The 22132-nt window shown below is 60.2% G+C and carries 23 protein-coding genes and 1 tRNA gene; 6 read left to right on the forward strand and 18 right to left on the reverse strand.

All coding sequences use genetic code 11. From position 1 onward, the window contains the following. Positions 1-442 precede the first annotated feature (442 nt). From LJ655_RS08280 to LJ655_RS08335, 12 genes are all read right to left on the reverse strand, one after another. Positions 443-1468: a DUF4917 family protein gene (locus LJ655_RS08280; protein ID WP_230560773.1), complete on the reverse strand. Its 1026-nt coding sequence runs from the start codon at positions 1466-1468 to the stop codon at positions 443-445. A gap of 33 nt (positions 1469-1501) precedes the next feature. After that, positions 1502-2284: a hypothetical protein gene (locus LJ655_RS08285; RefSeq protein WP_230560774.1), complete on the reverse strand. Its 783-nt coding sequence runs from the start codon at positions 2282-2284 to the stop codon at positions 1502-1504. Positions 2285-2405: 121 nt separating this feature from the next. After that, positions 2406-4127: an ABC-three component system protein gene (locus tag LJ655_RS08290; protein ID WP_230560775.1), complete on the reverse strand. Its 1722-nt coding sequence runs from the start codon at positions 4125-4127 to the stop codon at positions 2406-2408. Continuing rightward, positions 4124-4372: an ABC-three component system middle component 6 gene (locus LJ655_RS08295; protein WP_230560776.1), complete on the reverse strand. Its 249-nt coding sequence runs from the start codon at positions 4370-4372 to the stop codon at positions 4124-4126. Before LJ655_RS08295 ends, LJ655_RS08290 begins: the two co-directional genes overlap by 4 nt. Next, positions 4369-5289: an ABC-three component system protein gene (locus tag LJ655_RS08300; RefSeq protein WP_230560777.1), complete on the reverse strand. Its 921-nt coding sequence runs from the start codon at positions 5287-5289 to the stop codon at positions 4369-4371. Before LJ655_RS08300 ends, LJ655_RS08295 begins: the two co-directional genes overlap by 4 nt. A gap of 48 nt (positions 5290-5337) precedes the next feature. Continuing rightward, positions 5338-5532 carry a type II toxin-antitoxin system RelB/DinJ family antitoxin gene (locus LJ655_RS08305; protein WP_081064190.1) on the reverse strand — a complete coding sequence of 65 codons (195 nt, stop codon included), beginning with the start codon at positions 5530-5532 and terminating at the stop codon, positions 5338-5340. A gap of 386 nt (positions 5533-5918) precedes the next feature. Further along, positions 5919-7289: a HEPN domain-containing protein gene (locus LJ655_RS08310; protein WP_230560778.1), complete on the reverse strand. Its 1371-nt coding sequence runs from the start codon at positions 7287-7289 to the stop codon at positions 5919-5921. A 1036-nt stretch (positions 7290-8325) separates the two neighbouring features. Further along, positions 8326-8401: transfer RNA gene (locus LJ655_RS08315), tRNA-Ala, on the reverse strand. A 63-nt stretch (positions 8402-8464) separates the two neighbouring features. Continuing rightward, entirely contained in the window at positions 8465-8818 is a 354-nt protein-coding gene (locus LJ655_RS08320; RefSeq protein ID WP_230561094.1) for a c-type cytochrome, read from the reverse strand. Continuing rightward, positions 8818-9606: a BON domain-containing protein gene (locus LJ655_RS08325; RefSeq protein ID WP_230560779.1), complete on the reverse strand. Its 789-nt coding sequence runs from the start codon at positions 9604-9606 to the stop codon at positions 8818-8820. The genes LJ655_RS08320 and LJ655_RS08325 overlap by 1 nt, the downstream gene beginning before the upstream one ends. 26 nt (positions 9607-9632) lie before the next feature. Beyond that, positions 9633-10220: a phosphoheptose isomerase gene (locus LJ655_RS08330; RefSeq protein ID WP_230560780.1), complete on the reverse strand. Its 588-nt coding sequence runs from the start codon at positions 10218-10220 to the stop codon at positions 9633-9635. Between the two features lie 228 nt (positions 10221-10448). Continuing rightward, a complete protein-coding gene (locus LJ655_RS08335; protein WP_230560781.1) occupies positions 10449-10961 on the reverse strand; it encodes a YraN family protein in 513 nt (170 codons plus the stop codon). On the opposite strand from LJ655_RS08335, the gene rsmI reads away from it, so the two are divergent. After that, entirely contained in the window at positions 10960-11844 is an 885-nt protein-coding gene (gene rsmI, locus LJ655_RS08340) for a 16S rRNA (cytidine(1402)-2'-O)-methyltransferase (protein ID WP_230560782.1), read from the forward strand. The two genes, LJ655_RS08335 and rsmI, sit on opposite strands and share 2 nt — an antisense overlap. 111 nt (positions 11845-11955) lie before the next feature. On the opposite strand, the gene LJ655_RS08345 is transcribed toward rsmI, so the two are convergent. After that, positions 11956-12552, reverse strand: coding sequence for a septal ring lytic transglycosylase RlpA family protein (locus LJ655_RS08345; protein WP_230560783.1), 597 nt, complete (start codon positions 12550-12552; stop codon positions 11956-11958). 644 nt (positions 12553-13196) lie between these two features. Here LJ655_RS08345 and LJ655_RS08350 point away from each other — a divergent pair. The 3 genes from LJ655_RS08350 to LJ655_RS08360 all read left to right on the forward strand — a co-directional run bounded on the left by LJ655_RS08350 (position 13197) and on the right by LJ655_RS08360 (position 15020). Then, positions 13197-13841 (forward strand): MBL fold metallo-hydrolase, encoded by a 645-nt coding sequence (locus LJ655_RS08350; RefSeq protein WP_230560784.1) that lies wholly within the window; start codon positions 13197-13199, stop codon positions 13839-13841. Then, positions 13838-14470, forward strand: coding sequence for a 3'-5' exonuclease family protein (locus LJ655_RS08355; RefSeq protein WP_230560785.1), 633 nt, complete (start codon positions 13838-13840; stop codon positions 14468-14470). The genes LJ655_RS08350 and LJ655_RS08355 overlap by 4 nt, the downstream gene beginning before the upstream one ends. A gap of 79 nt (positions 14471-14549) precedes the next feature. After that, complete coding sequence (locus tag LJ655_RS08360) at positions 14550-15020, forward strand: Lrp/AsnC family transcriptional regulator (protein WP_211193365.1); 471 nt, start codon at positions 14550-14552, stop codon at positions 15018-15020. Here LJ655_RS08360 and LJ655_RS08365 read toward each other — a convergent pair. From LJ655_RS08365 to LJ655_RS08375, 3 genes are all read right to left on the reverse strand, one after another. Then, positions 14992-16242: a cation diffusion facilitator family transporter gene (locus LJ655_RS08365; RefSeq protein WP_230560786.1), complete on the reverse strand. Its 1251-nt coding sequence runs from the start codon at positions 16240-16242 to the stop codon at positions 14992-14994. The two genes, LJ655_RS08360 and LJ655_RS08365, sit on opposite strands and share 29 nt — an antisense overlap. 283 nt (positions 16243-16525) lie before the next feature. Further along, positions 16526-16828, reverse strand: coding sequence for an H-NS histone family protein (locus LJ655_RS08370; protein WP_230560787.1), 303 nt, complete (start codon positions 16826-16828; stop codon positions 16526-16528). A gap of 398 nt (positions 16829-17226) precedes the next feature. Continuing rightward, positions 17227-17889, reverse strand: coding sequence for a HugZ family pyridoxamine 5'-phosphate oxidase (locus LJ655_RS08375; RefSeq protein ID WP_230560788.1), 663 nt, complete (start codon positions 17887-17889; stop codon positions 17227-17229). Between the two features lie 233 nt (positions 17890-18122). Here LJ655_RS08375 and LJ655_RS08380 point away from each other — a divergent pair, with 233 nt between their 5' ends. Next, the gene (locus tag LJ655_RS08380) at positions 18123-19337 is read left to right on the forward strand and encodes an MFS transporter (RefSeq protein ID WP_230560789.1); all 1215 of its coding nucleotides are present in this window, start codon (positions 18123-18125) and stop codon (positions 19335-19337) included. Positions 19338-19428: 91 nt separating this feature from the next. Here the strand turns inward: LJ655_RS08380 and LJ655_RS08385 are convergent, their stop codons facing one another. Together LJ655_RS08385 and LJ655_RS08390 are read right to left on the reverse strand one after the other, a co-directional pair. After that, positions 19429-20574 (reverse strand): branched-chain amino acid ABC transporter substrate-binding protein, encoded by a 1146-nt coding sequence (locus LJ655_RS08385; RefSeq protein WP_230560790.1) that lies wholly within the window; start codon positions 20572-20574, stop codon positions 19429-19431. A gap of 443 nt (positions 20575-21017) precedes the next feature. Then, entirely contained in the window at positions 21018-21239 is a 222-nt protein-coding gene (locus LJ655_RS08390) for a hypothetical protein (RefSeq protein ID WP_230560791.1), read from the reverse strand. A gap of 182 nt (positions 21240-21421) precedes the next feature. Here LJ655_RS08390 and LJ655_RS08395 point away from each other — a divergent pair, with 182 nt between their 5' ends. Then, on the forward strand, positions 21422-22120 hold the full coding sequence (locus LJ655_RS08395; protein WP_230560792.1) for a dienelactone hydrolase family protein: 699 nt from the start codon (positions 21422-21424) through the stop codon (positions 22118-22120). Positions 22121-22132: the final 12 nt, after the last annotated feature.

Here is a 22132-nt window from a genome sequence, read left to right on the forward strand (position 1 = left end):
ATGACGGCCAAATCCATCAACACCGCGGGACTAGACGCCTCGTCAACGCCCGCTACATATCAAGAGCGCGAAGCGTGCAGAGGCACGGACGGCGCGCTACCTGCCACAGCGTGTTCGGCTTCCTTTCCACTCGTAAGTCATTTCTTGTCTCAAGCTGCAGGACGACGACAAGCCCGGAATGTGACCATGAAACGGTGGCTTTCTGGACAGTTCGCGATGCCCCTTTTCTGGATCGTCCAAGCCGTCGTTGAGTGTTAAGGTACCGTCAATTTTTCGGTGTTCTGATTCCGTCAATGAATCAACGCATACGATACGCCCGAGTATCGACCGATGACCAGCATCTATGGATTTAAGTTTCCTCGTCGCGTCCGCGAATCCAGTCGTGGTCGGGGACGAGCAGTGATCCAACAAGGCCGGCTGACATAAGGGGCTCCGCTGCGCGCTATCCGGCAGGGCGTGGTTCTTGGTGGGGCGGGTGAATCCAGCAACCGGGGCTTTCGCTGTCGAAGAATTCCACTTCGACATGCGCTCCTAATGCATCATGGATCATCTGGAAGACCCGGTTGCAGTACGCCTGATCGCCTCGGAATACTGACACCGCTACACGATTGATGCCCGTGTCCTTCATGCGCTGCAGGAGGTGAATATCTTGCTCGGCGAAGCCCCAGCCGTAGACCACTAGGGTGTCCCGCTGCGATTTCAGAACTTCTCTGTAGACGGTGGAGAGGTAGTAGCTGTTCTGGATGGAAGTAACTTTCTGTGTCCAAGTTCCCTCACTCACGAACAAAGGCACGACCTCTCCGTTTTGCCAGCGTTGCAGGACCGCCTCCAGTAACCCGTCCTGAAGGTTGTGGATCTTGCGTTCCTGTTCGACCAAGTTTCGACACAATACCAAACTGCCATGCGGATAGAAAACGAGCGAGGTTGAACGATCTCCTCGGATCGGCTGCCTGAATCGCTGCCAGTCATCGTTGAAGGCGCCACCTCCCACAAAGCAGTCCTTAAACGCATGCTGATCGTCGATATCCAAACCGTAGGTCATAGCCCAGTACACAACTAGGTCGTAGTTGAGCGAAATGACAGTTTTGAAGCGCTTCAGGAATTGATAAATGCTCGGCAGGTGGGCGCTTACCGCACCGTGCTCCGGGTGAATGTCGCGGACTGTCTGGATGAGGCAGTCCCTAAGAGCGACGTAGGCGGCATGGGTCCGCTCATCCGGTATTTGTAGCGAACGGTTGACGTTCGACGCCTGCCAGACGATCCGAAGAACCAGTTCGAAGTCGTTGGTCTGAAAGAAATTGAATAGTTGCCGAGCGTTGTCTGGAAGCAAGTTCTGCTCAGCGGCATGCTGAAGCAGCGAGGCATACGAAAAACTCGGACTGACGGAAATGCTAGCACCATTGCCGAGGAGAATTGTGCATCCGTAGTTCTCGACAATCGCTTCCCAAGGCTTAATCTCAAACGGCATGTTGTCGTTCCTTGCACAATCGAGCCGGTGCGTTCAAGGCTGTTGGATTCGCAGGAGATGGTTCTTGAGCAAGAACCAGCACATGTTGAGCGCGAAGGAGCGGCCGAGCCGCGTCATCTGATCTTCCGGGATGCCCATCGGGCGGTGAGCGCCAGGACTCAGAAAACCGAACACGCCAGCCAGCCCTTTTTCCTCCTCGACCGTGATCTCGCCGCTGCTTCGCAGGAACGCAAGCACCTCGCCCCACTTCGATGGGTTGTAGGTGGCTGGTGTCGGCTGCTGCGAGGCAATATGGGCAGCCACGTCACCCGCCAGCGTCTCCAGCGCCACGCGGGCATTCACGAGCGACGCGTTGTAGTCGGGCGGCGTCGACCGGAACGCGCCAGCCGAGTCGTCGATCTTGGCGATGATTTCCTGCACATGAGGAGCCCCCGAGTTCTGCAAGGCAGCGATCAGGTCATCCTCCAAGGGCGCTGCATCGGCAATCGATGGATCAGTTTGAACCAGCTTCTTGCCCTCGATGATGTAGCCGTCTAGCAGTAGGCACTGCGTCAGGTCGTGCAAGCGCTCGTCGAACCGATACTTCGGATTGACCCTGGCCCGCAGATCGCCCGTAGTCGCAACAACCTCGGCCAGCGCCAGCATAAGCGTGCGGTCATCGAGATCGCGTAGCGTGTTCAATAAGCCGTACAACAGTTGTCCGTGGGACAACGATAAGTGCTGCACCCCGTACTTGCCCAAGAGCACAATTGAATTCATGGGCTCCTGCAGTTCCAGGAATTGCGCGAACGAATAGCGGGTTCTTTGTCCGATCATGCTTCTTGTTTCTCGCAGATTTCAGAGGGGTAGTGCGGCCTTTTCTGTGCCCTTGCCGATAGCTCCGGGACTCCCCATATTCGAGCGCATACTCAGAATTCAACCACCATCAGTCCGATAGTTATCCAAATCTGATGCCAAACAGCCCGCCGTCTTCCGTGGCATCGGTCAAACGTGTTGGAAGTACATGGTCATTAAGATCGAAGCCATCAATGGTTTCCTTGAAAGCGTCGTCCTCATTCATCGTCACGATGTATTGAAAACCAAGCTCCTGTGCGATCTCTGAGCCAAGACGCAAGGCGCTAATGACCTGGCGCCCGTCAACGCCGTCAAACAGATGGCTATCATGGATCAGAAATCCCGGCCCCATCTGCCGCTTGGCGCACAAGCGCATAAGCATCATGTCGAAGCAGAATATCTGCATATTCTTGATGCCTTTGCTGCGCTCACCTTGCATCGGGAATTTGAAAATCGGTCCGTTGGAGGTTTCATCGACCGTCATGCTGCCGGCCGATTCATACAAGCGTTGCGAAGTTTCCTCGAAGGCGACGATGGCTTCCGCCAATCGGTCCTTCTGCTCAGCAAAGTCACGCCGCAGTCGAATCGTGAGGCGATTGCGCTCTATGTCCAGCTCGTTCTTGGTGCCTTCGAGCTGTTCTGCGGCTTCGAAGCGTTGCCTCAGCGATTCCACTTCGGATTCCAGCCGGCCCAGTTCTCCCTGCAACTTGAGGAACTGTTCGAGAGCACCATGGCTCTTGAGAATGCCAAGGATCTCGCCACGCCGTTGGTCGAGCTGTGCTTTCTTACTATCACGCAGCTCGATACGCAGCTTGGCAGCTTCGAGTTCGCTGGACAGATAGTCCTTGCGATTGCGCACCACCGATTCGTGAAAGCTCTTCACGTCTTCATAGCGGCGCTTAACCAAGCCGGGAAGCACGATACCTGCCTCTTGATAGACAGCTTGAAGGTCTTCATGGTCCGGAGGAACCTCGGAGGCGAGGGCGCTTTCCAGATCACGAATAGCTGAGAAGTCGATGGTGTTGGCGTTGGCCAAGTCGTTGAGCTGGCGGGTGAGCGTTGCGCTTTCGACTTCCAGCTCCCGGTATTCCGGCAAGACCTGGAAAGTCTCAACTTCCGCGTGAAGCTTCTTGAGACGAGCCTCCTGAATGGTCAGCTCTGTGCGCAAGTCAGCGGCTTTGCCGATAATTGAACCGAACGCACCGTTGCCAGCCGCCTTCTTCAGCTCTTCGAGAGTCTTTTCCCGATCGCGCACAGCTTGCCAATCTCGGGCAATCTGCCAGTCCAGTCCGAGTAGGAACATCAGCGCCATCTGCATGTCGCCAGTTCCCTGCATCGTGGCCTGCTTTTCTGGTGTCATGAAGGCGCCGCTCGCCTGTCGGCGTACAAAGTAGGCAAACAGCGACCGGAACGAAGGCGGCTTGCTGCCTGCAGCTTCAAGGCTGCTCAGGCCAAACATTTGTTCGCCGAGGAACGTACACCACTCGGTGGCCGAGAACTTGACCTTCGCGGCAGGCGGAGCTGTTACGAAGATTTTGGCTTTGGAACCACCGCTGCGCTCGACGACCGTTCGTTCCGACTTCAAATCGAAGTCCATGCCGAAGGTGTGTTCGGCCAGCTCCGGGGTGCGGAAAATCGACTCCGGACCGGCATCGGCACCGAGCAGAAAATGCACCAACTCAACGAAACTGGTTTTGCCGGCACGATTGCGCGTTTGCTTGGTGGTTGCCCCCTCGGTTTTTTGGGCGAGCAGCACATTCAGGCCGGGCTTCAGATCTCCAAGGTTTTTGAAACCAGGCAGCGTGCTGAAAATGTGATGAATCACGCTGTCCTCCGGGCCACAAGGCCGCTTTCGAGTTCGATGGTTCCAAGTGCGTACAGCAGGTCGAGGGAGAGCAAAAACCAGTCGTAGGTGATTCGCCGAGGCGTTGCGGTCAAGCTGGTGTCGTGTCTGTTCAATTCCTCCCAAAGCGCCGAGACAGTTTTGGGGCGTGCGAGGAAGGTCAAAACACGCGCACCGACAGTCAGCAGTGCGCGATCCTGCGGCAGGTGTTTGGATGGCAGGATCATGCAGCCCCTATCGCTTGAGCGTCTTCAAAAATCTCGCATTTGTCGAACAGGTATGCCATCACGGCCAGCACGGCCGCCTTGTGCGTGGGCGTGGTATTGGTCGTGCCTCCGGCCCACGCTTCTAGGCGGCCGAATATTTCATCAGGATGGAGCTGAGGAACTCCATCCCGCAGCCTCACGTATTCGCTCTTGAACGCCTGCGCGATCTGCTCGCCGTAAGTAGGGTTCTTCCAGCTATTGAAGAACTGTGCAACGAGCGGCGACTTTTGCATACCGATCTTCAGGAAGTCGGCGACAGCTTGAGACAGAAGGTTTGCCTCGATCTTTCCGCGCGAAACGTCCTTCACCTCGCTTGTCGTGGGTACGGGTGTGATGCTGATGTGAGTGAGCACAGCGGCCAGATCGCTGAAGCCCAGATTGACATTTGCTTCCATTGTTAACGAAGGACCGAACCAGGACTCGAGATCCTGAAGGCTTAACTGACGGAACTTCGCCAGCATTTCCTCGTACCCACAGTGTCCAATCTTGATCTGTGGGTTGTCTTGCGCGAGTTTGGCCAGGGCCTCGATGACGTGTGGACCCAGACGCCCATCGGGTGCGTTGTGCACGAAGGTCCACTCATCGAAATAATCTTCCCAGTGCTCTTTTGCCCCCTCGAAGTCCTCGTTGATCTTCTTGACGGCCTCGGCAGCGCTCAATTCATTGGGGGCGTAGCTTTGAAACAGGATTCGAGCGGAGGGTAGATACCCGTCGTTCTTCCGATCCCCAACATTGCCCCAAGGCCGGCAAGCCATGAAGTCATTGGGATGTGCCTTCGACATCAGCTTCTCGAACAAACGTTGAAATCCGTCCCCTTTGGATTCCAGGAAGGCAATGCGGAAATCCTTTTCGTAGTTGAGTTGCTGTATGCGATCCATGAGTTCAGACTCTGACCCTAATTTTCTTGGCGTTTTTCAGGCAGACGCTCACGGCTTCCTGGTGCTGGGCTGAGCCTGCACACGATTGATATCGAAGGGAAGCGCCTTGTCGGCTGCAATGCGCGTGAGCAGCATTCGAATGGCGTCCGATACGGATAAGCCCATTCCTGCCAACACGTTCGTGGCTTCCTCTTTGATATGGCCGTCAATCCGGGCGCGGACGATATCACTACTGCTTGCCATGGCATGCCCCAAGCTTTTCTGTAGCTACATTGTGCTTCATTTGAGCTTAGATGTCGTTTGATTTTTGTATCAGTCTCCCTAGCATCTCGGCGTCTGTTTCTCCTCGTCTCATGCCGCGTCGCGCCAAATCCGGGTTTGACTCCTGAATCCGCCCGGATAGGGGCGGTTCTTCGTGGGCGTTTCGGGAACTGCGATAGCGCTTCGTAGGCTTCCGTCGCCAGCAAGGGAAGGGACGGGCCGGCGTCGATGCCGGCCGTGCTGGATGTTTGCGGTAGCTGTTCCACCTTGGACTCCGTCAGTACGCTGCATGGAACGTGGCGAGGTTCACCGCCTATCGGGGCAACTTGTTGCGGCGTAGTGTTGCAAATTTTGGTGCGCCGAATGACTCACATCGTTCTAAATGCCTTGTCTTCATCTTGACCTTTGTAGCCTCGTAGTCTTATCGCAGCTTCAATAAGCATTATCCGAGCGAGATAAACTGCGTGCTTTCGTTCTGCGGCGAATGATTCAAGTCTGTCGTAATGCGTACCATGTAATATTTTTGATCGACCGGAATCGTATATATCCTTGACTAATTGTTTCAGTGTGCGGGGGTGGTCGCCATGTATTACCTGCGTATCTTCGCTTATGCCGGTCAGGTGTGCGACCATATCCTTAATGCCATTGTATTTCCCTCCGCAAGAAAGAACGTCCAAGCAAGTTCCTAGTTTTGCCAATGCAATGGCGTCGCTTGACTCGCGGCAGCCTTCACCAAACCAATCTAGTGCAGTAGCCCACCGATTGGCGAGCTTGGGGTGCGCGTGCTTTGACGGATCAAGTAGTCCCTCAATGATTTCTCCAAATGCAGGGAAAATTTGAGCAAGATCCATCAATGCTTGCTTCACCCGACTGTGTGGCGCTGAGGGTAATCGTTGTCCAATCGAACTTCCGGGAAGCCAAAGGAAGCCTTTGGTTTCAACTAGGCTGTTAGTCCCGACAGGAGGGAGGCGCTCCTCATGAAGTGCTTGTTGCTGGAAGCATTCCGGCGCCCCAAATCCCAGAGATATGGCATCGAGAGCAGTTTTTGCAGCCAGTCTAGCTAGTTTGCGAGAGAAACTCTTTTCGTAGCCGAGAACTGTAACTTTGACCAGTGCAGGACACTCACGAACTGCACCGTACACGGCGCTGGCTAATCCCTCAATGGGCGAGCTATCCTTGGGTTTTTGTAGTGCTTCTTTGAGAATTTCTTTCCAGCGATTATTTGCCTCTGGCTGGTTTAGATAGTGCTCTTTCCCATTTTTAGGGAAATCAACAGCGTCTATCCAATCGAACCGATTAAATATCGTTACGGGGCCGATTGAGAATGGAGAATCCCTCTCCATGCCAAGAGTCCAAGCTGGAAAGTAGTGCGTATATTCAGGGGTGGTGCTAGCTAGTCTATCCTCGATGAGGGTTTTTATCTTTGGTATGAGGCTCCCTTGATCGTTTTCCTCGAATCCTGAAAATTCGCCTGCGGCGTGCATATCGGCGACCGCTTGGCGCACTATTTTCTCGTACTCCTCGAGTTCGATCTTTCGCGAGTTTGAAGAACGATTTTCGTGGATGATCTTCGAGAACTGCCGTAAAACGGTTCTCGCTTTCTGAGTAAAGTGCCGTTGCAGACCATTTTCAGCAGTGACAAAATCGGGCATGCCGACTTCTTCCTGCCAGGGGAGGGCCCCGCTATGTATGCGATCTAATTCATCTATGAGAGATTTAAGCTCGGATGCTTGGCTCATGTTTACGCTCTTTGTCTGATGCGCTTATTCTTCAAGGTGAGGATGGGCCTAGCGACTCTGGCCCCTCGCAGACCTGTGCGCACTGGTTACTGACGGCGCAACTATTTTGTCTACCGCGCGGCAATTCTAGTCGTTGTCCGCGTGTTTCGCATCGAGTGTTGGTTTGTCGAGCGAGTTGACAGGAGAAATAGTGATACGGCCAGGGGCGGTTAGGTAAAACTCGCACCACTGGTGTGAGAAATCGGCTGGCGACCTACGAAATTGCCAAGACGTTGCCGAAGAGGTTAAAGGATCAGCTTTCCTTCGTCCGGCCTCTGAAGAACATATGCAGCCCCCTGATCGGACGTCCCGGGGAGCTGAGACACTCAAAAATTTCGTGGATGGCATTTTTCATGGCATCGTCCTTCCAAGTTGCGCGGAAAGCCCCGTTGGCAAAGACTTTGATGCCGCTATTAACAATCGAGTGGGAATGATTCAGCACAGTGAGGTCAGATAAGCAACCTTCCGCGCTTCCGAACAGTTTCAAACAGAATCAGCTGGCTAGCGCCCGATGACCGAGCGCGGCGATCATCTCGGGCGGGCGCTCGACGCAAAAGGCATAAAGCGACTCTGTGAGTGCGGACCATACTGTGCCGGAATCGTGACATACCGTGTCCGGGCACCCCATGTTTAGGGTTGGATGAGATTGGAAAGCACTGATGGCAAGCGAAGCAAGTATTTGATTACTAAAGAATTTACATCAACCAGTCCAGTCTCCTAATCCGTAGGCCGAGTGTTACTCACGCTCAGCTAGAATTCAGAAGGGCTTCGCACGATCAGAGCCCTTTTTCTGCTTGGCTGATGCCAGCAAGGTTGACTCTTACGGTCGCTGCGGTCTCGGTAGGGTCGCGAAGTGATTTCTACCAATCAACAACGCGATGTCAGGAGTTGGATTAGCGCCACAAACTTGCCACACGCGATGTGCAAAAACCTGCGTCAGAATGCAAAACAACGCACTACATCGCAAGACGTAGTGCGTTGTTTTTAAAGCGATTTTTGGTGGAGAGGAAGGGGATCGAACCCTCGACCTTCGCATTGCGAACGCGACGCTCTCCCAGCTGAGCTACCCCCCCAACGAAAACGATTCTAGCACAGCCATTTTCCCTTTTGCCAAGCCTCCTAGCCTCGGGAAAACCTCATCTGGACGGCGCACCCGCGAGCACCCAGTCGACCACCGTGCGGATGTCCGCATCGCTCATCGATTGATGGGCCGGCATCGGAATCACGCCCCAGACACCGGAACCGCCGTCCTTCACCTTGCGCGCAAGTCGGGCGGGCGCCTGCGCGTCGCCCTTGTACTTCGCGGCGATCTGCTGGAACGACGGACCGACCAATTTGCGATCCACCGCGTGACAGCCCATGCACGCATTTGCGGAGGCCACCTGCTGACCGCGCGGCACTTCGGCTGCGCTTGCGGCCGAAGTCATCGCCCCGCCCAGCGCACCGATCGCCACCGTGAACACAACGCCCACACGCGCCATACCCCGCATCAAGGCACCGCCTTCGGATTACCCGGCCGCACCGACGTCGACGAGCTGACCGGCGCAGGCGCCTGCTGATCGAGCGGCCGCGCACTCACCGACGAATCGGGAATCGCGCCGACCGTCGGCTCGCTGGCCTCGGGCTGCGAGGCGGCCACCGGCGCCGGAGCAGCAGCAGCGGCAGCCTCGGCTTCCTGCGGCTGGATGTACTGGAACACCTTGACGACTTGCACGACGCCCGGCACGCGACTCGTGACGTCGGCGCCGATCTTGCCCTCATCCATCGTGACGAGGCCCATCAGATACACATTGCCGCGCTCGGCCACGACCTTGAAGTTGTTCGCCGAAATGTTTTTCTCGGCGATCAAAGCGGTCTTCACGCGCGTTTCGAGGTAGGTGTCGTTGGTGCGGGAGGAGAACGAGCTCGCCGGCATGATCGCCAGTTCGTTGACGATCGTATTCACGTTGTTCATGTTCCGCACGATGCTCTCGGCGCGCTGCTTCGACGCATCGCCCGCGACCTCGCCGGTCAGCAGCACGCGGCGGTTGAACACTGTGACATTGACGTGCGCGGAGTCCGGCAGATTCTGGCTGATCTGCGACAGCGCCTTCACCTGAATTTCGCGGTCCTCGGTCTGCGCGCCAAGTGTACGGCGGTCGGTCGCCACCAGCGCGCCGCCGCCCGCCGCAGCCCCCACGGCGAGAAAACAACCTTGCAGCGTGGCCGACAACCCCGCCGCGAACCCGACCACGAGCACGGTTCTCACCAGTGTCTTCTTGACGCGGAATACGCTCATCAACTAGCTCTCCTTCGGAATCAGTCTCAGTCTTCGCCGAGCAACATGGCATCGATGCCGTCGCACAGGCAATGGATGGTCAGCAGGTGCACTTCCTGGATGCGCGCGGTGCGATCGGACGGCACGCACACATGGATGTCGGTGTCGCTCAGCACCTCGTGCACGCGTCCGCCGCCCTTGCCGCTCAGCGCGACGACGATCATTTCGCGCTCGTGCGCGGCTTCGATCGCTGCGAGCACGTTCGTGGAATTGCCGGACGTCGTGATCGCGAGCAGCACGTCGCCGGGCTGCCCGAGGGCCCAAACCTGCTTCGCGTAAATCTGTTCGAACGAATAGTCGTTGGCAATTGCGGTGAGCACGGATGTGTCAGTGCTGAGCGCGATGGCCGGCAGGCCCGGCCGCTCGCGCTCGAAGCGGCCGATCAACTCTGCGGCGAAATGCTGCGCGTCGGCCGCCGAGCCGCCGTTGCCGCACGCGAGGATGCGATTGCCGTTGGCGAGCGCGGCGAACATCGTGTCGATTGCTGCGGCGATCGGCATCGAGAGGGTTTCGAGGGCTTCGAGTTTGACTGCCGCGCTGTCGCGGAAGTGTTGTTGAATGCGTTCGACTGACATCGAGTCTCTATCTTCTACCGCGAATGGACCGCACTGCGCGGCCGTGTTGTGAAGTGATATTGCCAGGCTATGCCCGCCGATGAGCCGCGCGGCACGCACCGCGCGCGAGAGCGAAAAATCGAACAATCGTTGTGAAACGGCTTGCCTGCCGAGAGCCCGCCGAGCGCTTTCGAGCGCGGCATGCGAGCGCAAGTTTATCGCACTCGCGCGGGTTGTCCGCGCCGGCTGTCAGACCTCGTCGGCGCGAAACGCGTCGCGCAGCCATACGAGCCGACCGCTCTCGAACGCGATCACGTCGAAACGGCACGCGGGTTCGTCGCGCGGGCCGCCGTTTCTCGCGGCGCGCGTCGCGAGATAGTGTCGCGCCGCTCGCACGATGCGCTGCCTCTTCTGCCAACCGATGCTGGCGGCCGCACCGCCGTATTGCCGCTGCGCACGCGCGCGAACTTCGACGAACACCAGCGCGCCGTCGCGATCGCGCATCACGAGATCGATCTCGCCGCCCCGGCATGACACGTTGCGCGCGACGAAGCGCAGACGCTGGCGCTGCAAGAATTCCTGTGCGCGAGCTTCGAAAGCCGCGCCGACGTATTTGGACTGGTTAATGACGGAAAAGTTGTAAGCGGCTTGCGCTGTGATTTTTGCGGGCGATTTTTGTGTGCTCTTCGGCGCGATCTGCTCGCGCAACCCCACATGGCACAATGTCGGCCTCGTTCCGTCTGTTTGCGTCTTCCGTGTCATGACTTCTCTCTCCGAACTCGCGCAAGGGCAGCAGTACCCCGCCGCCGCGCTGTATGTGGTGGCCACGCCGATCGGCAACGTCGCCGACATCACGCTGCGCGCGCTGCATGTGCTCGGGCTCGCGGACCGCATTGCCGCCGAGGACACCCGCAACACCGGTCAGCTGCTGGCGCGCTACGGGATCTCGAAGCCGCTCGTCGCCGTCCACCAGCACAACGAGCTAGCGGCGGCGCAGCGCGTGATCGAGTATCTGAAGGCCGGCGAGCGCGTGGCCTATGTGTCCGACGCGGGCACGCCAGGAATCTCGGACCCGGGCGCCAAGCTCGTCGACGCGGTACGCGAGGCCGGCTTCGCGGTGATCCCGCTGCCCGGCGCGAGCGCACTCGCAACCGCGCTGAGCGCGGCCGGCGACTGGGTCGCGACGTTCTCGTTCCTCGGCTTCCTGCCACCCAAGCCGAAGGCGCGCGCCTCCGCTTTGCAGGCGCTCGCGCAGCATCGTCACGCGATGGTGTTCTACGAAGCGCCGCATCGGATAGTCGAGACGGTGCAGGCGCTCGCCGATGCGTTAGGCGGCACGCGCCGTCTGCTGATCGCGCGGGAACTGACGAAGTTACACGAAACGCTGCACCAGGGCACCCTGGCCGAAGGGCCAACGTGGCTCGCCGCCGATGCGAACCGGCAGCGCGGCGAATTCGTGCTGGTAGTCGAGGGCGCGTCGCCCGAAGCGGCCAACGAGCACGATCACGACGCACTGCTCGGCATCCTGCTGGAAGAATTGACGGTGAGCAGCGCGGCGAGAGTCGCGGCGACGCTCACGGGGGCGTCGCGCAACGCGCTGTATGCTCGCGCGCTGGCGCTAAAGGAAGGCAAGCCCGACGCCTGAGAGCCGAGTGGGGCGGGCAAAAATTAAGGGCCGCAAGTTGCGGCCCTTCTATTTTCTACAGACGGTTCGTGCAGCCGACGCAGCATCACCGCCGCGTCACGTCACATCACATCACTTGCCCGAGTCTGAGTTCGACGCCAGCGTCTCGTTCAACGCGGCACGTGCTTCCTGCTGCGTGAGTCCTTCGATCTTGACCCGCGCCGTGCCGGTGTGGCGCATGTCGAGCAGGGCGGCGGCCGCCATCGACAGATCGATCACGCGGCCGCGCGCGTATGGGCCGCGGTCGTTGATCCGCACGATCACCGAGCGCGAATTGGCCGGATTGGTCACGCGCACGTACGAGCCGAGCGGCAGCGTGCGATGCGCCGCCGTCAGCGCGTGCATGTCGTAACGCTCGCCGTTGGCGGTGCGGTGGCCATGGAAGAAGCGTCCGTACCAGGAGGCGCGTCCGATCTGATGGAAGTCCGAGACGTCGACACCGTCTTCGCTGAGCGGCTGCGCGTCGGCCAGCGACGATGCTGGCGCGCTCGGGCTCGAGGCCGGCGCGCTGCCGAACGATTGCGGTCCGAACGAACTCAGATGCACGTTCTTTGTACTTTGCAGCGTGTCGTTGGCGGACGAGTCGTTCCCGCCCGGACGCGTGGCGCAGCCAGCCAGTACAAAAAAGGCAAAAAGAGTCCCTAGACCACGGTTTAGCCGAGTTTTCATAGGACGTGCAATCACATTGTCGAGCCGCGTCACCCGCAAAGCTGGGCGTCTTGCATGCGACTCGTGCGGTAGGGACGACAACGCGCCGCGCGAAAAGCGCAGTACGTCAAAGCCCGGATGCGGCTCACTCAGCCGCTACCGCACGGTTAATTTTCACGTCTGGCGCAACCTGTCCCCGGCAGCCTGACCAGACCCCACACGCCGCCAACTGAACGTGGCAAAGACACGTTCTTGCGCGCGCAACTCAGCGCACAGGAACGGCGGCGTAGGCCCCACCCAGCGTTACGGAGGTTAGATCCGTAGCAGGCGCGCGGCGCCTGGCTGGGCAAGACGTGTGCATCGAACGCATCGATACATGATGGCCGTCAACACTCCGACAGCCCTTACTTGAACGGCGAGCGGCATTCCCTTTTGGTGGGGATGCATCGCCTCGTGGCAGCACAACCAACGTGCATGAGGCCCATTATACCCAAAACTTTTTTTCGGGATGGTGAGCGGCTCAAAATCTTGATCAATCTTCACATTTATCGCAAGAATGGGCGCGGCAAGACGGCGGCGGCGGACTCCGCACGCCCGGTCGCATGGACGACGGGGACTGTCGCGAGGCCGGTACAATCAACGTTTTTCCAGTGCGCCGTCCAGCCATGAAAGTCACTCTGATCCCCGTCACGCCGTTCCAGCAGAACTGCTCGCTGGTCGTTTGCGAAGCCACCGGGCGCGCGGCCATCGTCGATCCGGGTGGCGACCTCGACGTGATCCAGCGCGAGGTCGCAAGGCAGAACGCGAGCGTCGAGAAGGTCTTCTTGACCCACGGCCACATCGATCACTGCGCCGGCGCGAAGACGCTCGCCACCCACTATGGCGTGCCGATCGAAGGTCCGCATCCCGACGAACGCTTCTGGCTCGACAAGCTGCCGGACCAGAGCACGCGCTTCGGTTTCCCTGCTGCGGACGCCTTCGAACCGGACCGCTGGCTGCAAGACGGCGATACCGTGCAATTCGGCGACGAAATCCTGGAGGTCTATCACTGCCCCGGCCATACGCCGGGCCACGTGGTGTTCTTCAGCCGCGCGCACCGGCTAGCGCTAGTTGGCGACGTGCTGTTCGCGGGCTCGATCGGCCGCACGGATTTCCCGCGCGGCAACCATGCGGACCTGGTCCGCTCGATCCGCAACAAGCTCTGGCCGCTCGGCGACGACGTCACGTTCGTGCCGGGCCACGGCCCGACCTCGACGTTCGGCGCCGAGCGCCGCACGAATCCGTACGTGGCCGACGGAGTGGGCGCATGAGCAGCGAAATCTATGTGAGTACCGACGTCGAAGCGGACGGCCCGATCCCGGGCCCGCATTCGATGCTGAGCTTCGCATCCGCCGCCTACACCGAAGACAAACAGCTGATCGCGACTTTCTCGGCAAATCTCGAATTGCTCGAAGGCGCCTCGCCGCATCCGGTGCAGGAAGCGTGGTGGAAGACCCAGCCGGAAGCATGGGCGGCCTGCCGCCAGGACTTGCAGAAGCCCGAGGCGGCATTGACCGCCTATGTCGAATGGGTCGAGGCGCTGCCGGGCAAGCCGGTGTTCGTCGCGATGCCGGCCGGCTTCGACTTCACTTATATGTTCTGGTACATGATGCGCTTCGTCGGCCGTTGCCCGTTCTCGTGGTCGGCGCTCGACATCAAGACGCTCGCGTTCGCCATGACCGGCCTGCCGTATCGGAAGAACATCAAGCCGCGCTTTCCCAAGCACTGGTTCGACGAGCATCCTCATACCCACGTCGCGCTCGACGACGCAATCGAGCAAGGCGCCCTCTTTTGCAACATGCTGAAGGAGTTGCGGGCGCGTCAGCCGGCTCTGTCGACGGAGGGTAAAGATGATGGGGACGGCTCAGGGCAAAACGCCGCTCCGGACCCGGTAAATTAGACAATCTCGCTCGCTGGAGCCCGTTTTACATTGCGTTTCGTTTTCGCGCCCTCTACCATGCGTTGATACGGCGACGCTAATGGAGGCGCAGTTGACACTCGATACGTTCTCACAGAAGATCCTGCGCCTGCTCCAGCTCGACGCACGCCGTTCCGTGCAGGAAATCTCCGATCAGGTCGGTCTGTCGAGCACGCCGTGCTGGCGGCGCATCAAGGACATGGAACAGTCGGGTGTGATCCAGCGCTACACGGCGCTGCTCGATCGCGAAAAGCTCGGCCTGCACGTGTGCGCGCTCGCGCATATCCATCTGACGCGTCACACCGAGGGTGGGGTCGAGCAGTTCGAACGCGAAATCGCCACCTGTCCCGAAGTGACCGAGTGCTACAGCACGACCGGCGAATCCGATTACATCCTGAAGATCGTCGCGCCGGACATCAAGGCGTACGACAGCTTCCTTCACGAGCGCATTTTCAAGATTCCGGCCGTCGCGCAGGTGCGTACGAGCGTCGTGCTGCGCGAAATCAAGTTCGATACCCAGTTGCCGCTGTGACGGGGGCCGCCGCCGAGCCGCCTTGAGCTGCGGATATGTCCCGTTGCAGCAGCACGTCGAGCTTGCGCGCGCCGAGACGGCGCTTGAGCGCCTCCAGGTCGACGCGACGGAGTAATTGCGCCTCGCTGTCCAGCAGAGCAGCAGCCTCGGCCGCGCCTACTGCGCTGCGTCCACCAGACGCCGCCGGCAGCACCACCTCCACATCGAGCCCGGTGCTCAGGTAGTGGAGATTCACCGCCGCAGCCTGCAAGCCGCCAGCAGCCAGTGCCGCGTTGACCTCACCGACCACCCGCTCGCGCGGCGGCAGATCGACGGGCGGATGCGCGAGCGCATCATTTTCCGGATCGACGTGGATCAACGCGTCGAGCACACGCTTGTCGCTCAGAACGCGCAAACGCGCCGACTCCGCGATGTAATGCCCCTCGGACACCGATATCATCGGATCGACCAGGATGTGTGCGTCGACTAGCGCGAAATCGCCCATCTTGCGCGTGCGCATTTCGTGCACGTCGCGCACGCCGGGGGTGGCCATCAGCAGCGCGCGCACGTCGGCGGCAGCGGTTTCGTCGAGCGCGCGGTCCGACAGATCCTGCAGCGCGTCCCAGCCAAAGGTCCAGCCCATGCGCGCAACCATGAAGCCGACAATCGCCGCAGCGATCGGGTCGAGTAGCCGCACACCGGCGAGACTGCCGATCACCCCGATCGCCACCACCAACGACGACGCCGCGTCCGAGCGCGCATGCCATGCGTTCGCGATCAGCATTGCGGAACGCACGCGCTTGGCCTCGCGCAGCATGTAGCGAAACAGCGCTTCCTTGCTGACGAGCACGAGCACCGCGACGACGAGTGCGCTCATGTGCACGGCGGGAATATTTTGCAGATCGGCGAGCCGTGTGCCGGCGCGCCACAACATGCCGACACCGACCGAGATCAGCAGCGCGCCGAGAAATAACGACGCCACCGTCTCATAGCGGCTATGCCCATAATTGTGATCCGCGTCGGGCTCTGTCCCGCTATGCCGGTTGGCAATCAGCACCACAAAATCGGAAATGAGATCGGCAAGGGAATGGACACCGTCGGCAACGAGTGCCTGCGAGTGCGCAATCACGCCGACGATGATTTGCAGCGTCATCAACACGGTATTGACAGCTATGCTCGCAAAGGTACTTTTGCGCGCAACGCGTTGTTTCTCGGCGGTTTGGGTGATTGCGGCGGACTGCATGCTGAAAGGAAGGAAAGTTCAATTTTTCTTATTGTACCCGCCACGACTCAAACGCGCTCGGAAGGATGACTAAAAATCCTTTTAAATCAGTCGCTTATCGAAACGACAAGCATTCGCGTTACAGCGATCTGAAGTGCGTGTGACAAAAAACCCGCCTCAAATGCAAAAAAGCCGTGACCCGAAGGTGCACGGCTTTCCGAGATTCTGCAGCGGGCTCTAAACACTGCGGTTTGCCGGTAATCGCATTACGCGTCGGCAATCTTCACACCCCGCCTGATGGGCATTACTTCTGGATCAGAAACTTTTCGCGATCAAGACCCGCAATCCAGCGCGGCGGTTTGCCACGGCCGGACCACGTGCTGCCGCTTTCCGGATCGCGGTATTTAGGCGCGACGCCTGCGCGCGGGCGGCTCGCTTTAGCGCCCTTCGGTGCGCGGCCGCCGCCGAGTTCGCTCAGCGAGATGCCGTAGTCCGCCATCTTCTGCTTGATTTCATTCAAGACTTCGGCGTATTCGCGCGACTTCGCTTCTTCAATCTGCCTTTCGAGCTTCTCGCGCTGCGCGAGCAGTTCCTTGTACGAAGACATATGTTCCCTTGTGGTATGGATAAATGACTGCCGGTCTTATGCCGACTTCGTCTTTGAAGGTTTCACGCCTCGGAATTTGAAGGCGAGATTAACACAAAATAGAAAGACTGCAAAACCGGCGGCGGAGAAAATTAATTTAATTTCCGTTTCAAAAGGTTTCCGCTTGCGGCTTCTGCACCAGCTACAGCCGTTCAATGAGGCGATTTCGCATGCCGCTGAAAAAATCCTGCGGCGCTGCATATTTATACGATTTAACTATCAGGAAATGAAATCTGAGATGTCTATTGCGCGTCAAGCCTCTCACCGCATGAAAGCTTTGACCAGGATTAGCGCATTATTGAGACAGCAGCCGGCGCGTTGCGACTCGTGCATGGGCCTTTCTCAATAAACAATAATGCTTAATTCGACCGCCGCTCCATGCAGACTTCGAGCGCCCCATGCAATGTCTCGATATCGGATCGCGCTGCGTCGAAGGCGCAACGCTCGCGCACGCCGTTGTAATTCAGATCGGCGCCGTAACGGTCGACGCCCAGCAATTCGACGCTGCCCGCGCCGCGCGGTCGGCGACTGAATTCCGCGATGAGCGCCTCCTCATCGCTGGCCGCCAGCGGTGGCAGCGGATCGAGTTCGGCGCCGTCGAGCCAGCCCATCGCGCCAAAGCCGCCGATGTATCGCAGCCGCTCGAGCGTCATGATCCAGAACGTGAAATCGCCGAGCGCGAGGTAGCGCTCCGCGTCCGGGTGATAGCGCAGATAGCGCCGCACGAGTTCCGGGCTCGGATCGACCGGCTCGAAGCGGCCGAGCAGCGTGACGCGCTGGCCGCCCAGCACGTCGCCCTCGGGTGCGTCGACGGCCAGAAAGCCGGCGCGCGGATCGGCGTGCAGATTGTGCGTGTGCTCCGCGAGCCGGCTCACGAGGATCGTCGGACAATGCCGCGCGTCCGGCGCGAACGGCAGCACCGAAGGATACGGAAAGCCCGCGGGCTGGCGCGCGTGCGTCGCAAGCGTGCCGACCGTGGCCGTGTGCAGCAGATGCAGCGGAGCGTGAGCGGGAATGTTCAATCGAGCGTACCTCGGGAGAATTAGAGATGGGCTGCGAGCGGAGAGAGCCGTCCGGCAATCTAAAGCCGCGCCGGCCCTGAAGCATGAGATCCGGCGACACCGCTTCGTCGCACCCGTAGACGTTCAATCGTATGCGCCCGATCCCACGGCTCCAAGCATAAGCCAGCACGCTTCGATAAAATCGAAGGTCCGCTTTCAATGCGCTTTCTCGCGCACTCCGCCCCGAGACCTTCGTGCCCGATCACCAAACCTCCGACTTCGCCGTCCTGCCCGCCGCGCACCGTGACCTGTCCGTGACCGAGCGGCAACGGGCACGCATCGCCACGATGGCGCTGTTCTTCATCGCCGGCATGATGTACGCGTCGTGGGGCGTACACGTGCCGACGGTGCGCGACCGTTTCCATCTGAATCCGGCCATGCTTTCCTTCGCGTTGTTCGCGGTGGCCGGCGGCTCGATCGGCGCGATGGTGACCAACGCGTCCTGGATCGCGCGGGTCGGCACGCGCCGCGCATGCCTGAGCGGCGGCCTCGCAATGGCCGCCTGCGCGGCGCTGATCCTCGTCGTGCCGGCGTACTGGATCCTGCTTGTGGTGCTGGCCGTGTTCGGCGCGGGCATGGCCACGCTCGACGTCGCGATGAACGCCGAAGCGAGCGCGGTCGAAAAGGCGCTCGGCAAGCCGATCATGTCGTCGCTACACGGGATGTTCAGTCTTGGCGGCATGTTCGGCGCGGCGGTCGGCGGGGCGCTGCTGTCGCGCGGCATGGCGCCGGCGCTGCATCTCTCGCTCGCCGCGACGCTCAGCGCGCTCGTGCTGGTGCTCGCGTGCCCGTCGGTGCTGCCGCACGTGCCGCACGCCGAGCACCCCGACGCGGCGACGCCGCGTGCGAGCCGCTGGCGCTCGCCGGCGCTGTGGGCCCTCGGCACGATGGCGCTGGTCGCGCTGATCGCCGAAGGCGCCATGTACGACTGGGCCACGGTCTATATGCGCGATGTCGTGCTCGCGACACCCGCGCTCGCGAGCGCCGCCTATGCGGCGTTTTCCGGCGGCATGGCGGCCGCGCGCTTTGCCGGCGACGCGGTGCGCGCCCGCTTCGGCGCACCGCAGCTCGTGATGATCAGCGCGGCGCTCGCCTGCGCCGGGATGGTCGATGCGTTGCTTCTGCCGAATCCGGTAGCCGCGCTCGCCGGCTTCGCGCTGATCGGGCTGGGCCTCGCGAACATGATGCCGGTGCTGTTCGCGGCGGCGGCGAGCGTGAAGGGCATCCACGCGGCCGAGGGGCTCGCGCACGTCGCGGGGCTCGCCTATTTCGGGTTGCTGCTCGGACCGGTGATCATCGGCGCGGTCGCCCAGGTGACCAATCTGACGATCGGCCTGTCGGTCGTTGCCGTGTGCGCCGCGATGATCGCGCTGGTCGGGCCCAAGGTGCTGCGGCGCCTGAAGATCTGACAAGAAAAAAAGCACGCAAGCCTCACGGCCCGCGTGCCTCTTGAGCGGCGAATCGAAGTGCGGCGCGACGCCGCCTTCGAGCACACCGGGATTACATCTTCACGACGTCGAGCAGCGTCTTCTTGCCTTGCTTGTAGTTGTACAGCGAGATCACGCCGTGCTGGAGGTCGCCCTTCGAGTCGAACGTCGTTTCGCCAATGACGCCCTTGTAGTCGGTCGTCGGCATCGCTGCCAGAATCTTCGCCGGATCGGTCGAGTTCGCGCGCTTCATCGCGTCAACGATGATGTACACCGCGTCATACGTGAACGGCGCGTAGATCTGGATCGGCTGGCCGAAGCGCTTCTCGTACTTCGTTTCGAACGCCTTGCCGCCCGCCATCTTTTCGAGCGCCATACCGGCTTCCGAGCAGACGATGTTGTCGGTAGCGTCGCCGGCCAGATCCGACAGCTTGTCGGTACACACGCCGTCGCCTGCCAGCACCTTCGCGCGCAGGCCGAGCTGCTTCGCCTGTTTTGCGAACGGGCCGCCGGTTGCGTCCATGCCGCCGTACATGATCGCGTCAGGGTTTTCGCCCTTGATCTTCGTCAGAATCGCGCGGAAGTCGACAGCCTTGTCGTTCGTCGCGTCGTGCGACACGACGTTCAGACCGAGCGCCTTGGCAGTCTTCTCGAACTCGTTCGCGAGACCCTGGCCGTAAGCGGTCGAGTCGTCGACGATCGCGACGCTCTTCACCTTCATCCCCTTGGCCGCGTAGTTCGCGAGTGCCGGGCCTTGCTGCGCGTCGGTCGCGACGACGCGGTAGGTCGTCTTGAAGCCTTGCTGCGTGTAGGCCGGGTTGGTTGCCGACGGCGAGATTTGCACGATGCCCGCATCGCTATAGATCTTCGACGCCGGGATCGAGGTGCCCGAGTTCAGGTGGCCGACCACGGCAACGACCTTGTCGTCGACGAGCTTCTGGGCAACCTGCGTAGCGGTGCGGGGGTCAGCCGCGTCGTCCTGTGCGTCGAGTTGCAGCGTGACCTTCTGGCCGCCGATCACGAGACCCTTCGCGTTGATTTCCTCGATGGCGAGGCGCGCGCCGTTTTCGTTGTCCTTACCCAGGTGAGCGATACCGCCAGTCAACGGCGCAACGTGACCGATCTTGACGACCGTGTCTGCGGCAGCCGATGTTGCCAACGTCGCGAACAGCATCGCACCAGCGGCGATCGGCAACAGCTTTTGAATTTTGATGATCATGTAAGTCTCCAGTTTCGGTCAAAACAACGTAATCGCCCCGTGCCCCGCTTCCCCTACACGTGTCGCTCAGTGTCCCGTGGACGACCACGCCGGTTGCATCGTTCATGCACTTGGCCAGCACGTTTGCCGGACTGTTTGTGACAGTTGGCAAGCCGTACTTGCGCGCAAGTGTAGGCCAACAAATTAATTTGGGGGAATTTTTTGAGAAAGTGGGAACAACACTAATAGCGAAGCTGCCACGGGGGCCGCTCGCGGCGTGGGGACCGGCGCGGAAAGCCCCGGCCCATGCGGGTTTCCGCTAAGTGAAGCATTTTTCCGCAGGCGCGGACTCACACTTTTTTCGGCTTTTTCCGGACGTGATTCGAAGGTTTTTTCAATTTAAAAGCTGGCGCGGCGCACGGGATTGTGAGCATGCCAAAAGGCCTCAATCTGATTTAAATCAGTTAACCCGTCAACGCATTAACGCGGCGGTCCATATGGTTGCGTTGGCCACCCGCCATTCCTGCTCGAACTGATCGCAGTCCGAATGCACAGCCCGCGTCCGGCAAGCGCGGTTCGACCAGGGTTTCCAGCGTATTCAGCGTTTCCGGCGTTTCCAGCGCTTCCGCGCGCGAGCCGTTGCCCATGAGGGTGCCCAGATGCCCGATCCCGCAGAGTTGAACCATCGAGATCGTTTCAATCGCCTTACGGCAACCGCGCCCACACCGCATCGGCCGCGCGGCCCCGTCCCCCCGCTGCAAGCCGCTTCCGTTGATGGCAAACTAACCGCCCGTTGCAGGGCCGGGCGGTCCTGAGCGTTTCCTACACCGACCTCGCGCGGCTTTCGCGCAAGGCAATGGAGAACAACATGAGCACGACTTCCCGATGGATCGACATCCCCGCGGGCAACGACAGTTTCGGCGGCTATCTCGCGCTGCCGAAGGGCGGCAAAGGACCGGCCGTCATCATCATTCAGGAAATTTTCGGCGTGAACAGCCATATCCGCTCGGTCGCGGACCAGTACGCGCAGGACGGCTACGTCGCGCTCGCCCCGGATGTGTTCTGGCGCGTGCAGCCGCGCGTCGAATTGACGTATGACGGCAAGGATCGCGAAAAAGGCATCGAGCTGATGCAGAAGACCAAGCTCGACGACGCGGTCGCCGACATCGGCGCCGCTGCCGCCGCCTTGCGCGCGCTGCCGGAAGTGACCGGCAAGGTCGCAGCGATCGGCTACTGCTTCGGCGGCCGTCTCGCTTATCTGGCTGCCGCGGCCGGTTCGCTCGACGCCGCGGTCGCCTATTACGGCGGCGGCATCCACAACCATCTGGACAAAGCCGCGAACATCAAGGTGCCGATGCAGTTCCACTATGGCGAGCTCGACGCGCATATTCCGCTGTCGGATGTCGGTCAGATTCAGGAGCGCTTCGCGGGTCGCGCCGACGTGCAGTTCAACATCTACCCGAACGCGGATCACGGCTTCAACTGCTCGGAGCGTGCGTCGTATAACCAGCACGCGTCCGCATTGGCGCACGGCCGCACGCTGACGTTCCTCGGCGAACGGATGTGAGCCGCGGGTCCG

The organism is Paraburkholderia translucens, from assembly GCF_020881035.1.
GTDB classification, from domain to species: Bacteria; Pseudomonadota; Gammaproteobacteria; order Burkholderiales; family Burkholderiaceae; genus Paraburkholderia; species Paraburkholderia translucens.